The 12,245-nt window shown below is 68.7% G+C and carries 13 protein-coding genes and 1 riboswitch; of the genes, 4 read left to right on the top strand and 9 right to left on the bottom strand.

The features are described from left to right. Positions 1 to 152: 152 nt before the first annotated feature. Both ETD86_RS47365 and ETD86_RS47360 read left to right on the top strand, forming a co-directional pair. The gene (locus tag ETD86_RS47365) at positions 153 to 2,225 is read left to right on the top strand and encodes a HelD family protein (protein WP_138673184.1); all 2,073 of its coding nucleotides are present in this window, start codon (positions 153 to 155) and stop codon (positions 2,223 to 2,225) included. 63 nt (positions 2,226 to 2,288) lie between these two features. Further along, complete coding sequence (locus ETD86_RS47360) at positions 2,289 to 2,819, top strand: YbhB/YbcL family Raf kinase inhibitor-like protein (protein WP_138673183.1); 531 nt, start codon at positions 2,289 to 2,291, stop codon at positions 2,817 to 2,819. Here ETD86_RS47360 and ETD86_RS47355 read toward each other — a convergent pair. From ETD86_RS47355 to ETD86_RS47330, 6 genes are all read right to left on the bottom strand, one after another. Continuing rightward, a complete protein-coding gene (locus tag ETD86_RS47355) occupies positions 2,807 to 3,127 on the bottom strand; it encodes a hypothetical protein (RefSeq protein ID WP_138673182.1) in 321 nt (106 codons plus the stop codon). The two genes, ETD86_RS47360 and ETD86_RS47355, sit on opposite strands and share 13 nt — an antisense overlap. 144 nt (positions 3,128 to 3,271) lie before the next feature. After that, entirely contained in the window at positions 3,272 to 4,897 is a 1,626-nt protein-coding gene (gene groL / locus ETD86_RS47350; protein ID WP_138673181.1) for a chaperonin GroEL, read from the bottom strand. A gap of 326 nt (positions 4,898 to 5,223) precedes the next feature. Next, positions 5,224 to 5,424 carry a cold-shock protein gene (locus ETD86_RS47345; protein WP_127936975.1) on the bottom strand — a complete coding sequence of 67 codons (201 nt, stop codon included), beginning with the start codon at positions 5,422 to 5,424 and terminating at the stop codon, positions 5,224 to 5,226. 241 nt (positions 5,425 to 5,665) lie between these two features. Further along, entirely contained in the window at positions 5,666 to 5,941 is a 276-nt protein-coding gene (locus tag ETD86_RS47340) for a MoaD/ThiS family protein (RefSeq protein ID WP_043633550.1), read from the bottom strand. A gap of 23 nt (positions 5,942 to 5,964) precedes the next feature. Then, complete coding sequence (gene thrC / locus ETD86_RS47335; protein ID WP_138673180.1) at positions 5,965 to 7,200, bottom strand: threonine synthase; 1,236 nt, start codon at positions 7,198 to 7,200, stop codon at positions 5,965 to 5,967. Positions 7,201 to 7,213: 13 nt separating this feature from the next. After that, positions 7,214 to 7,355, bottom strand: a riboswitch (SAM riboswitch). A gap of 79 nt (positions 7,356 to 7,434) precedes the next feature. Continuing rightward, positions 7,435 to 7,989: an RNA polymerase sigma factor gene (locus ETD86_RS47330; protein ID WP_138673179.1), complete on the bottom strand. Its 555-nt coding sequence runs from the start codon at positions 7,987 to 7,989 to the stop codon at positions 7,435 to 7,437. A 31-nt stretch (positions 7,990 to 8,020) separates the two neighbouring features. Between ETD86_RS47330 and ETD86_RS47325 the strand changes: the two genes are divergently transcribed. Then, positions 8,021 to 9,445: an alpha,alpha-trehalose-phosphate synthase (UDP-forming) gene (locus tag ETD86_RS47325; protein ID WP_138673178.1), complete on the top strand. Its 1,425-nt coding sequence runs from the start codon at positions 8,021 to 8,023 to the stop codon at positions 9,443 to 9,445. Here ETD86_RS47325 and ETD86_RS47320 read toward each other — a convergent pair. From ETD86_RS47320 to ETD86_RS47310, 3 genes are read right to left on the bottom strand one after another with little or no spacing between them, the layout of a single operon-like run. After that, the gene (locus ETD86_RS47320) at positions 9,442 to 10,023 is read right to left on the bottom strand and encodes a hypothetical protein (RefSeq protein WP_138673177.1); all 582 of its coding nucleotides are present in this window, start codon (positions 10,021 to 10,023) and stop codon (positions 9,442 to 9,444) included. The two genes, ETD86_RS47325 and ETD86_RS47320, sit on opposite strands and share 4 nt — an antisense overlap. Positions 10,024 to 10,058: 35 nt before the next feature. Next, positions 10,059 to 10,829, bottom strand: a complete 771-nt coding sequence (gene otsB, locus ETD86_RS47315) for a trehalose-phosphatase (RefSeq protein WP_138673176.1) — start codon at positions 10,827 to 10,829, stop codon at positions 10,059 to 10,061. Positions 10,830 to 10,868: 39 nt separating this feature from the next. Further along, the gene (locus ETD86_RS47310; RefSeq protein WP_138673175.1) at positions 10,869 to 11,168 is read right to left on the bottom strand and encodes a DUF3263 domain-containing protein; all 300 of its coding nucleotides are present in this window, start codon (positions 11,166 to 11,168) and stop codon (positions 10,869 to 10,871) included. Between the two features lie 118 nt (positions 11,169 to 11,286). Here ETD86_RS47310 and ETD86_RS47305 point away from each other — a divergent pair, with 118 nt between their 5' ends. Next, positions 11,287 to 12,111: an SAM hydrolase/SAM-dependent halogenase family protein gene (locus tag ETD86_RS47305; RefSeq protein WP_246149353.1), complete on the top strand. Its 825-nt coding sequence runs from the start codon at positions 11,287 to 11,289 to the stop codon at positions 12,109 to 12,111. Positions 12,112 to 12,245 lie beyond the last annotated feature (134 nt).

Raw genomic sequence — 12,245 nt, 5'->3', positions numbered from 1 at the left:
ATCCCTACCCATCCCACCCTCGCGGCAATCGGCCCCGCCGACCGCCCGGGTCGCGCCACCGTTAAATGCGTTGGAGCCCGCGGCACCCGCCGTTAAACTGGCCGATTCGCTGCCTTAACCACCTCCGTTACCGCACAGGGAGGCGCTTTCGCATGCCCGCACACCAACTGGCCCCCGACATACCCGCCGACGTCCTGGCCGCCGAGCAGGCACACCTGGCCGAGTCCAGGGCCGCGCTCGCCGCCATGCGGGCCCACGCCCAGTCCTTGTCCGCGGACGCGGCCGGCGACTGGGTGTCGCAGCAGATCCTCCAGTCCCTCCTCGACCAGCGGGTGGCCGCCCTGGCCGACCACCCGGACACGCCGCTGTTCTTCGGCCGCCTCGACCGCGAGTCCCCCAAGCGAAGAAGCTCGCGACGAGAGAGCGACGGAGGAACCGACGAGGAGCGAAGCGGTCGCGACGATGAGCAGGCCGACCTGCCCGGCACGATCTACGTCGGCCGCCGCCATGTGCACGACGGCCACAGCAAGCCCCTGGTCATCGACTGGCGCGCGCCCGTGTCCCGCGCGTTCTACCAGGCCAGCCCCACAGACCCCATGGGCATCGTACGGCGGCGCCGCTTCGGCTACCACGGCGGCGCCCTCACCGCGTACGAGGACGAGCCGCTGGGCGAGGGCGTCGAGATCGGCCCCTCGAAGATCCTCACCGAGGAGATCGAGCGCCCGCGCAGCGGCCCCATGCGTGACATCGTCGCCACGATCCAGCCCGACCAGGACGAGATCGTCCGCGCCACGCTGGCCCAGACGGTGTGCGTGCAGGGCGCGCCCGGCACCGGGAAGACCGCGGTGGGCCTGCACCGGGCGGCGTACCTGCTGTTCACCCACCGCGAGCGGCTCGCCAGGTCCGGCGTGATGATCGTCGGGCCCAACCGGGCGTTCCTGTCCTACATCTCCTCGGTGCTGCCCGCGCTCGGCGAGGTCAAGGTCGACCAGACCACCGTGGCGGGCCTGCTCGGCGACCACGCGGCCGCCGAGGACCCGATGGTGTCGGCGGTCAAGGGCGACGCCAGGATGGCGGCGGTGCTCGAACGCGCGCTCTGGCTGCACATCGTGAAGCCGGAGGAGGGCCTGGTCTTCACCAAGGGCGCCTATCGCCACCGGGTGGCCGACTACGAGGTACGCGAGATCGTCGCGTCCCTGCGCGGCACCACCCGCTATCTCCCCGGCCGGGCGGCCCTGGCCCAGCGGCTGGCCCACATGGTCCTGGTCCGCATGGAGCAGCGCGGCGAGTCGCCCGACGACCGGGTGCAGGACGCGGTGGCCCGATCGAAGCCGGTCAAACAACTCGTGGAGGCGGTCTGGCCGAAATTGACGCCAGAGCAAGTCCTTTATCGCCTGCTCGCCGACCCGGAATTTCTGGCAAAAGCCTCTAAATCCGATTTGTCGCCTGACGAGCAAGAAATGCTTATCTGGCGGAAACCGTACCGGAGCTGGAAGTCCGCCAAATGGTCCGCCGCGGACGCGGCGCTCCTGGACGAGCTCCGCGACCTGATGGAGCGCACGCCCTCCCTGGGCCACCTGGTGGTCGACGAGGCCCAGGACCTCTCGGAGATGCAGCTGAGGGCGCTCGGCCGCCGCTGCCGCAACGGCTCGGCCACCGTCCTGGGCGACCTGGCCCAGGGCACCACGCCGTGGTCGACCACTTCGTGGGAGTCGGTGCTCGAGCACCTGGGGCAGCGCGACGGCGACGTGACGGAGCTGACGCTCGGCTTCCGCGTGCCGAGGGAGGTCCTCGACTACGCGGCCCGCCTGCTCCCGTCGATCGCTCCGGACCTGGCTCCCCCGCGGTCCCTGCGCCCGGGCCTGGGCTCGCTCTCCGTACGTCCGGGCGGCTCGGTCGTCAAGGCCGCCGCGGAGGCCCTCGCCAAGGAGGGCTCGATCGGCGTCATCGTTCCTGACGCGCTGGTCGGCGAGGTCTCCAGCACCCTGGCCGGGCTCCCTCACGCCGTGCTCGACCCCGAGTCCACCGAGGAGCACCGCCTGCTGGTCGTCCCCGCGACACTGGCCAAGGGTCTGGAGTACGACCATGTGATCGTCGTCGAGCCCGCGGACATCGTCGCGGCGGAACCGCGCGGGCTGGCCCGGCTGTACGTGGTCCTGACCCGCGCGGTGACCTCGCTCACGGTCCTGCACGACAAGACCCTGCCGGCCCAGCTGGCGGCCTGACAGGCGGTGGGCACGGCCGCTTCTAGGATGGCGGGCAGGAAGCTCTCTACCTAGGAGGATGCCGTGCCAGCACCGCTGCCACACGAATACCTGCCGTCGGTTCCCGCGCTCGTGGTCGAGAGCGACGACATCCAGGACGGCGAGCGGCTGAGCGACCTGCACGTCTTCAACGACTGGGGCATGACGGGCCAGAACCTCTCGCCCCAGCTCCGCTGGTCAGGCGCGCCCGCCGAGACCCGCGGCTACGCCGTCACCTGCTACGACCCCGATGCCCCCACGGGCAGCGGGTTCTGGCACTGGGTGTTGTTCGACCTGCCGGCCTCGGTGACCGAGCTGCCCACGGGCGCGGGCGCCGCCCCGGACTTCAAGGGCCTGCCCGAGGGCGCTGCCCACGCCCGCAACGACTACGGCGTCAAGGCCTACGGCGGTGCGGCCCCGCCGCCCGGCGCCCCGCACCGCTACGTCTTCACCGTCCACGCGCTAGGCGTGGACAAGCTGGGCGTGGACAGCGACGCGAGCCCGGCGGTGGTCGGCTTCAACATCACCGCCAACACCCTGGCCCGCGGCCACGTCATCCCGCACTACGGGATCTGACGGAGTATCGGCGCGACGGAGCTCGCGGCGGCGACCGCCTCGAGCGCCGCCGACGGGTCCGTGAGTGCCGCGGCGGTCTGCGACGCCGCGCCGCATCCGATGAGACCCGGCAGCGAGTCGACGATCGGCACGCCCAGGTTGGAGTTCGCCATGCACAGCGGCACGTGCAGCTCTTGTGGGAGCTGCACGTCGCCCAGGATGCCGGGTCCGGCGTTGGCGACGGCGGCGGTCGCGGGGACCGTCATTGCCGGCGCCCCGGCCAGGGCCAGCAGGGCGATGCCGAGAATGCGCTTGCTGCGAGAAAGCATCCGCTACTCCTTTGGTGAGTCGTGTGCGGAACACATTTCCTCACTCCAAGTAGCGGATCAATTATGAAACGTAATGCCTGAGGAAACGAAATAAGAGCGGCCCGGAAAACCCGGGCCGCTCCTAGTCGCTGCGCGAAGAAGGACCTAGAAGTCCATGTCGCCGCCGCCCGGCATGGCCGGAGCAGCGGGGGTCTTCTCGGGCTTCTCCGCGATGACGGCCTCGGTGGTGAGGAAGAGCGCCGCGATGGAGGCGGCGTTCTGCAGCGCCGAGCGCGTCACCTTGGCCGGGTCGATGATCCCCGCCTCGAACATGTTGACGTACTCGCCCGTGGCGGCGTTCAGGCCCTCACCCGGGGTGATGTTGCGGACCTTCTCCACCACGACGCCGCCCTCGAGGCCGGCGTTGACCGCGATCTGCTTGAGGGGCTCCTCCAGCGCCTTCTTCACGATCGCGGCACCGGTGGCCTCGTCGCCGTTGAGCTCGAGCTTGTCGAACGCCTTGGCGCCGGCCTGCAGCAGCGCCACGCCACCGCCGGGCACGATGCCCTCCTCGACGGCCGCCTTGGCGTTGCGCACGGCGTCCTCGATGCGGTGCTTGCGCTCCTTGAGCTCGACCTCGGTGGCCGCGCCGGCCTTGATGACGGCCACGCCGCCGGCCAGCTTGGCGAGGCGCTCCTGGAGCTTCTCGCGGTCGTAGTCGGAGTCGGTGCGCTCGATCTCGGCGCGGATCTCGTTGACCCGGCCGGAGATCTGCTCGGCGTCACCGGCGCCGTCGACGATCGTGGTCTCGTCCTTGGTCACGACCACCTTGCGAGCGCGGCCGAGCAGGTCGAGGGTGGCGTTCTCGAGCTTGAGACCGACCTCCTCGGCGATGACCTGGCCGCCGGCCAGGATCGCGATGTCGTTCAGCATCGCCTTGCGACGGTCGCCGAAGCCCGGGGCCTTGACGGCCACGGAGCGGAACAGGCCGCGGATCTTGTTGACGACCAGGGTGGCCAGAGCCTCGCCCTCGACGTCCTCAGCGATGATCAGCAGCGGCTTGCCGGACTGCACGACCTTGTCGAGCAGCGGCAGCAGGTCCTTGTTGGCGGAGACCTTGCCGTTGACGATCAGGATGTACGGGTCCTCGAGCACGGCCTCCATGCGGTCCGAGTCGGTGACGAAGTACATCGACGTCATGCCCTTGTCGAAACGCATGCCCTCGGTGAGCTCGAGCTCCAGGCCGAAGGTGTTGCTCTCCTCGACGGTGATGACGCCTTCCTTGCCGACCTTGTCCATCGCCTCGGCGATGAGCGCCCCGATCTCGGGGTCGGCGGCGGAGATGGAGGCCGTGGAAGCGATCTGCTCCTTGGTCTCCACGTCCTTGGCCAGCTTGGAGAGCTCCTCGCTGACCCGCTCGACGGCGGCCTCGATGCCCTTCTTCAAGGCCATCGGGTTGGCGCCGGCGGCGACGTTACGCAGACCCTCGCGTACCAGCGCCTGGGCGAGCACGGTGGCGGTGGTGGTGCCGTCACCCGCGACGTCGTCCGTCTTCTTGGCGACTTCCTTGACCAGCTCGGCGCCGATCTTCTCCCACGGGTCCTCGAGCTCGATCTCCTTGGCGATGGACACACCATCGTTGGTGATCGTGGGAGCGCCCCACTTCTTCTCCAGCACGACGTTGCGGCCCTTGGGGCCCAAGGTCACCTTGACGGCGTCGGCGAGCTGGTTCATACCGCGCTCGAGACCGCGCCGGGCGTCCTCGTCAAACGCGATCATCTTGGCTGCCATAAGGCTAGACCTCCCAGATGCAGGGTGGCTTGTCCTGGACCGAGCCGACGCCCGCGACGGCACGAGCCTGCATCTCCGTTCGGCAGGCCCCATCGTCTCGATCCGAGTTGGCACTCTGCCACACAGAGTGCCAACGAACTGTTTAGCACTCTACCCTGCCGAGTGCAAGCGAAGCACGACCCTCCCCCGGCTCCCGCCCTGGTCAGTCCGTCTGTACGGCGAGCCGCTCACCGTGCGGCTCGCCGTAGGTCGACGAAACAAAGGCGGCCGTCTCGCCCGGACTGCGCTGCCGTGCGATGCCACCGGGTGCATACCAGTGATGTAAATCAGACCGCCCGGACAGACTCCGCCTGCGGCCCCTTCTGGCCCTGCGTGATCTCGAACTCGACGCGCTGGCCCTGTTCGAGTGCTCGGTACCCGTCCATCAGGATCGCCGAGTAATGGACGAATACATCCTTACCACCGTCTACCGCGATGAAGCCGTAGCCCTTGTCCGCGTTGAACCACTTGACGGTGCCCTGCGCCACTTCCGACTCCTCTTACTGGGCTTACAGATCTCGCCCATTCCACCGCGAGACCGTAATCGCATGACTTAACTGAAAATCAGCCACACGATCGCCTCGACCATACCTGTGGCACGGGGTTTGGCAACAGAGTCAATCCGCAAACCACGCATTTCTTCGCAGCGAAGGTCCTTCAACGTTGAATTAGTGGGGAAAAGGAGAAGGCGCCCACTAGGGGCGCCTTCAAAGATGTGATCTATGGCACTCAGCCGCCGGCGACCGCCGGGATGATGGAGATCTGAGTGCCCTCAGGGGCGGGAGTGTCGAGCCCCTCGGCGAAACGGACGTCCTCTTCCCCAACGTAAACGTTGACGAAACGCCGAATCTTGCCCGATTCATCCAGAATTCTCGCGCCGATCCCCGGGTAGTCGGAGTCGAGCTTGGCGAGCACGTCACGAAGCGTCGCGCCCTCGCCACTCACTTCCGCGTTCCCCCCGGTGTACGTGCGCAGAATGGTGGGAATCCGCACAGAAACGCTCATCGTTATCTTGCCTTTCCTGGTTGTCAGACAGCCGCGCGGAACGCGTCGAGAGAGGGCCGGATCACGGCGGTCGGCTTGGCGTCGTCGCCGGTGATGGCGTCGAGCGTCTTGAGCCCGTCACCGGTGTTGAGCACCACTGTCTCAGCCTCGGGGTCGAGCCGCCCGCTCTCGGCGAGCTTCTTGAGCACGCCCACGGTCACGCCGCCCGCGGTCTCGGCGAAGATGCCCTCCGTCGAGGCCAGGAGCTTGATGGCGGCCACGATCTCGGGGTCCGTGACATCCTCGACGGCCCCGCCCGTACGGCGGGCGATGTCGAGCACGTACGGGCCGTCGGCGGGGTTGCCGATCGCCAGAGACTTGGCGATGGTGTCCGGCTTGACCGGCTGGACGACGTCGTGCCCGGCCTTGAACGCGGTGGAGACCGGCGAGCACCCGGCCGCCTGCGCCCCGAAGACCTTGTAGGGCGTGTCCTCGACCAGCCCCAGCGCCACAAGCTCCTTGAAGCCCTTGTCGATCTTCGTGAGCTGTGAGCCGGAGGCGATGGGGATGATGATCTGCTCGGGCAGCCGCCAGCCGAGCTGCTCGGCGATCTCGTACGCGAGCGTCTTGGAGCCCTCGGCGTAGTACGGCCGCAGGTTGACGTTGACGAACCCCCACTTGTCGCCCAGCGGGTCGCCGATCAGCTCCGAGCAGAACCTGTTGACCTCGTCATAGGTCCCGTCGATCCCGATCAGCTTCCCGCCGAACACCCGGGCCATGGCGATCTTGGCTGCTTCGAGATTGGCCGGGATGAAGACGCAGGCGTCGAGCCCCGCCCGTGCCGCGGCCGCCGTGACCGCGCCCGCGAGGTTGCCCGTGGAGGAGCAGGAAAGCGTGTGGAAACCGAAGTTACGTGCCGCCTCGACGGCGATGGCGACCACCCGGTCCTTGAAGGAGTGGGTGGGGTTGCCGGAGTCGTCCTTGACGTACAGGGACTTGATGCCGAGCGCCTGCCCGAGGTTGCCCGCCTTGACGAGCTTGGTCCAGCCCGGGTTCATGTTGGGCTTGGTGGCGACGTCGGCCGGCACGGGGAGGAGCGAGCGGTAGCGCCAGATGTTGGCGGGGCCGGACTCGATGTCCGCGCGGGTCACGTTGCCGAATTCGTAGGCCGCTTCGAGCGGCCCGAAACACTCCAGACACGCGAAGCTGGGACCCAGGGGGTAACGCGCGCCGCACTCGCGGCAGGACAGACCGACAGCAGGACCAAAGTCGTGCGACATGAAGCGAGGCCTTCCCTCATCTTCGCCCGCGGCCACCTTGACCGCGAACCGGAATTGGCACCTTGTCCCGGTCGGCCTCGCCCTGTCGCGAGTCACAAGCCGGGAGGGTTGCCGGGGCTTCGTAGGGCCGGTCCCTCCACCCCTCTGGATGAGCAATATGCAGTTGTTGAAATGGACTCTACCCGCTTAAGTAGCTGAAATGACCACCCGTCTCAACATTCGAGACGGGGTGTCTCAGCGATAGTCCTCACCAAGCACACCCTGCACGTATTTCCTCGCCTGATGGATGCGGGACTTGGCCGTGCCCAGCGGGATGCCGAGCTGCTCGGCCACCTCGCTGTAGTCGAGCTGGACGATGTCGCGCAACACCAGCGCCTGGGCCAGGTCCGGCTTGTCGGCCTCCAGCGCCTCCATCGCGTCGAGCAGGTCGAGCCGGGAGCCGGCGATCACGCTCACCCGCCGCACGTCGGGCTTCTGCATGGGCAGCTCCTCGGAGGTCTGCTCGGCCGCCCTCCGCTTCAGCGATCGGTACGTGGTCCGCGCGCAGTTGGCGGTCACGATGTGCAGCCAGGTGCTGAACCTGGCCCGCCCTTCGAAGCGCCCGATGTTGCGGGCCACGGCCAACAGAGTGTCCTGGGAGGCTTCCTCCGCGTCCTGGTGGTAGGGCAGGATCCGGGCGCAGTGGCGCATCACATCGGGCTCGATTCTGGCCAATAGCTCGCCGAGCGCGCGATGATCTCCGGCTGCGGCGGATCGGGCGAGTTCCTCGGTTAGCTCATCAAGCGCCATAGCTGGGATCCTATGATCGAAGGGAGCGTTGATGAACAGCGTCCTGGTGGCCTCCAACAGAGGGCCCGTCTCCTTCACCGTCTCCGACGACGGCGAGCTGACCATGAAACGTGGCGGAGGCGGCCTGGTATCTGGGCTGTCCGGAGTGACGAAGGAAGACGGCGTCCTGTGGGTTTGCGCGGCGTTGTCCGACGACGACCGCAGTGCCGTGCGCCTGTCTCCCAGCGGCCGGATCGACCAGGCCGGCTACGACACCGGGCCGCTACGGATGCTGGACATCCCGCCGGCCACCTTCCACCGCGCGTACAACGCTGTGGCCAACTCCACCTTGTGGTTCGTCAACCACCTGCTCTACGACATCCCCAACGCGCCCAACTTCGGCACGAGGTTCGCCCGCGAGTGGGAGTCCTACCGGGACTACAACGGCGCGTTCGCGCTGGCCCTGGCCGAGGAGGCCGGGCACGGAGCGCGCGTGATGGTGCAGGACTACCACCTGACGCTGACCCCGGCGATGCTCCGGGCCGAGCGGCCCGACCTGCGCATCGCGCACTTCAGCCACACCCCGTGGGCGCCGCCCGAATACTTCTCGCTGCTGCCCGACGAAGTGGTCGGCGAGGTGCTCGAGGGCATCCTGGGCGCCGACCGCGCCGGATTCCTGACCGGCCGGTGGGCGGGGGCGTTCATGGACTGTTGCGAGGCGCTGCTCGGCGCCGAGGTCGACCGCGTGGCCCACAGCGTCACGTACGCGGGCAGGACGACCCGGGTCGGCGTGCACAGCCTCGGCGTGGACGGCGCGGCGTTGTGGGACCGGGCCAGCGAGCCCGACGTCGAGTCCTACATGGCCGCGATCAGGGACCAGGTCGGCGACCGCAAGCTGATCGTCCGCATCGACCGCACCGAGTTGTCCAAGAACATCGTGCGCGGCCTGGTCGCTTACGGCGAGTTCCTGGCCGCGCATCCCGAATGGCACGGGCGCGTGGTGCACCTGGCGTTCGCCTATCCGAGCCGGCACGACCTGCCCGAATACCGCGAATACACCGCCTCGGTGCAGCGCTGCGCCCAGGAGATCGAGAACGCGTACGCCACCGAGGACTGGGATCCGCTGATACTCAACGTCAACGACGACTATCCGCGTTCGCTGGCCGCGTACCGGATGGCCGACGTGTTGCTGGTCAACCCCATCCGCGACGGCATGAACCTGGTCGCCAAGGAGGGCCCGGTCCTCTCGCACAACTGCGCGCTGGTGCTCTCGCGCGAGGCGGGGGCGGCGGCCGAGCTGGGACCGTACGCGATCATGGTGAACCCCTACGACATCAGCGGCACCGCCGCCGCCCTGAACGAGGCGCTCATCATGCCCGAGGACGAGCGCAGGCGGCGCCGCGACAAATTGTGCGCGGCCGCCACCGCCCTGCCGCCCCAGAAGTGGCTGGCGGCCCAGCTCGACGCTTTGGCTTAGACCCAGTCCGCGTACTTGAGCGCGTCGGCCAGGCCCGGCGTGTTCCACTGATCCACGACGAGGATCTTGCTCTTCGGCAGGTACCACTCGCGCTGCGTGAAGCGGGCCTTGGTCGCGTTGCCGCCGGAGTAGGACACGCAACGAGCCTGCCACGCGTTGTAGGCGGCCTTGTGCCCCTTGCCGACCTGGCGCAGGCCCCGCGTCACCTTCGGGCCGATGATCTCGCCCCACTTCTTGTTGACCGGGCACGGCTGCACGTCGCTCGCCGGGTAGTACGGGCGCTTGCCGGTGTAGGGCCCCCAGCCTTCGGCGCCGACCTTGATGGCCGAGGGCCCGAGCACGTAGAAGGCGTCGCACTCCGGCGTGCCCCAGCCCCGCGGCTTCCCGCACTTGCCGGTGACGACCTGGATCACGTCCGCGCCGAAGTGGTGGACCTCCCACTGGATGGGGATGTAGAGGGTCAGGCCCTTGCGCAGCTTCAGCGGCTGGGCGGGCGCGGCGTTGGCGGGAGCGGGAAGGGCGGCGGTCAGGACGGTGGCCGCGGCCACGATCGCGACGGCAAGGTAGCGCTTGGACATGCGCCCGACATTAGAGATCGAGACTTGCAGTTCACTCATGAACGACTGAACGCGGACGCGAGCTCCTCCAGCAGCGCCACCACCCCGTCCGGGCCGTCCACCACGATGTCGGCGCGCTCGGCCAGCTGGGCGACCTCCGCCGACCCGCTGCACACGGTCACGCCGGGCAGCTCGGAGGCGCGTACGGCCTCGAACGCGGCCAGATCCCCCAAATCGTCGCCGGCGAACAGGACAGACCTGGCGGCCCGCTCGGCCAGGAACAGGCTGAGCGCCTGTCCCTTGTCCATGCCCGGCGGCCGCAGCTCCAGCACCATGCGGCCGGGCTCGACCACCAGCCCGTGCTTGTCGGCCAGCCGCGCCAGCGGCTCACGCAGCCTGTCCAGCGCCCCCTCCGGATCGGGGCTGCGCCTCGTGTGCACCGCCACGGCCCGGGCCTTGTCCTCGATCGTCACGCCCCGCAGCCCTAGCTCGTCGAGCAGCAGCTGCAGCTCCGCCTCGGCCCGCGGCACGCCGGGCGGGGGCGGCGGCGCAGATATCTGGCCGTTCTCCCAGCGCTCGAAACCGTAGTGCCCGAGTATGACCAGCCCGGGCACGTCGGCCAGTCCCGGCCCCAGCTCCAGCGCGGTGGCCGGGGGCCGGCCCGTCACGATGGCCACGGCCAGGACGTGCCTGCCCAGCTCGGCAAGGACCGCGGGCGCCTTCGGGTGGATCACCGCGGCGGCGGGATCGGGCACGATGGGCGACAGGGTTCCGTCGAAGTCGAGCCCGATCACGGCGCCTGCCGGATCCTTCAAGATCGCTTCCATTCCAGGGATGTTCCTCACGCGGCTGCCGTACCCAGCCGGTCAGGGACGCATGCCAAGCCTTCTGGCGGCGCGGTCGCGCTGGCGGGTGGAGCGCAACCTGCGGAGCCGCTTGACCAGCATGGGGTCTTGCTCGAGCGCCTCCGGTCGGTCGATCAGCTCGCCGAGCAACTGGTAGTACCGCGTGGCGGAGAACCCGAAGGTCTCCTTGATGGCCTGCTCCTTCGCGCCCGCGTGGCGCCACCATTGGCGCTCGAAGGCGAGGAGTTCGAGATCGCGTTCTGTCAGGGGTTGTCGGGACGATTCCTGGGCAGCATTGTCACCGCTGAGCGGTGCTCCCATGGTGTCCTCCTCGAAAGGGGCGTGCGACGATCTCGTCACACGCACGCGGCCCGTGGCCAATCGTAATGTGCTGAGTGGTGCTGTTCACGGCGGATTGAGAGACGTACAGTCACCAAATGTGACCTCAGTAATCACCCTCCTCACCGACTATGGGCTCGAAGACGGCTATGTGGCGGCATGTCATGGAGTCATTGCCGGGATAGCCCCGCAGGCGCGGGTGATCGACGTGTGTCATCTGATCCCTTCCGGGGACGTGCGGCGCGGGGCGGCGGTTCTCGCCCAGACCATCCCGTACCTGCCGGTGGGCATCCACATCGGCGCCGTCGACCCCGGCACGGGTGGCGCCAGGCGTGCGGTGGCGATCGAGGCCGGCGACCGGGTGTTCATCGGCCCGGACAACGGGCTGCTGTCGTGGGCCGTGCACGCCAGCGGCGGCGCGCGCGCCGCGTACGCGCTCAGCAACGAGGAGCACTTCCTGCGGCCGGTCTCGCCGACCTTCCACGGACGGGACGTGTTCGCGCCGGTCGCGGGCCGGTTGTGCCGAGCTCCGGCGAGCTCCGGAGGGCTGCGACTCGCGGACCTGGGGCCCGAGGTGCCGGTCAGCCGGTTGGTGACGTTGCCCGAGCCGACGTCGCTGCTGCGCGAGGGGTCGGTCGAGGGCGAGGTGGTCTCGGTCGACCGCTACGGCAACACCCAGCTGTCGATCGCCGCCGGGGACCTGCAGGCGCTCGGGGTCCAGGTGGGCGACACGCTCGGGGTGTGGCTGGGGCGGCGGCAGCTGGCGCTGCCGTACCGGGAGACGTACGCGGCGGTGCCTCCGGGCGAGCTGGTGGCGTTCGCGGACTCGGCCGGGCTGATCGCGATCGCGGTCAACTCGGGTGACGCGGCGCAACGGTTGGGGCTCCCACCGGGCGCGCATGTCCGACTTTCACCGACTCCTTAGTACGAATCCGGCAGATCGGAATTACTCCGCGTATCGGTCTGTTTACTGAAGCGTCGGATGCGAAGACCGGTCCCGTGCCAGAATGCACATCGGCGTCCCCTCTCCCCGCCCGAGGTTGACGTGTACCACCTGCC

Origin of the sequence: Nonomuraea turkmeniaca (assembly GCF_005889735.1) — a bacterium.
Lineage (GTDB): Bacteria > Actinomycetota > Actinomycetes > Streptosporangiales > Streptosporangiaceae > Nonomuraea > Nonomuraea turkmeniaca.
The sequence above is the reverse complement of the archived record's forward strand: the minus strand, read 5'-3'. Positions and strand labels throughout refer to the sequence as shown.

Coding starts and splice junctions, on each gene's coding strand:
- ETD86_RS47365 (WP_138673184.1), top strand. CDS start 153: ATGCCCGCACACCAACTGGCCCCCGACATACCCGCCGACGTCCTGGCC.
- ETD86_RS47355 (WP_138673182.1), bottom strand. CDS start 3,127: ATGCTTTCTCGCAGCAAGCGCATTCTCGGCATCGCCCTGCTGGCCCTG.
- groL (WP_138673181.1), bottom strand. CDS start 4,897: ATGGCAGCCAAGATGATCGCGTTTGACGAGGACGCCCGGCGCGGTCTC.
- ETD86_RS47340 (WP_043633550.1), bottom strand. CDS start 5,941: ATGAGCGTTTCTGTGCGGATTCCCACCATTCTGCGCACGTACACCGGG.
- thrC (WP_138673180.1), bottom strand. CDS start 7,200: ATGTCGCACGACTTTGGTCCTGCTGTCGGTCTGTCCTGCCGCGAGTGC.
- ETD86_RS47330 (WP_138673179.1), bottom strand. CDS start 7,989: ATGGCGCTTGATGAGCTAACCGAGGAACTCGCCCGATCCGCCGCAGCC.
- ETD86_RS47325 (WP_138673178.1), top strand. CDS start 8,021: ATGAACAGCGTCCTGGTGGCCTCCAACAGAGGGCCCGTCTCCTTCACC.
- ETD86_RS47320 (WP_138673177.1), bottom strand. CDS start 10,023: ATGTCCAAGCGCTACCTTGCCGTCGCGATCGTGGCCGCGGCCACCGTC.
- otsB (WP_138673176.1), bottom strand. CDS start 10,829: ATGGAAGCGATCTTGAAGGATCCGGCAGGCGCCGTGATCGGGCTCGAC.
- ETD86_RS47310 (WP_138673175.1), bottom strand. CDS start 11,168: ATGGGAGCACCGCTCAGCGGTGACAATGCTGCCCAGGAATCGTCCCGA.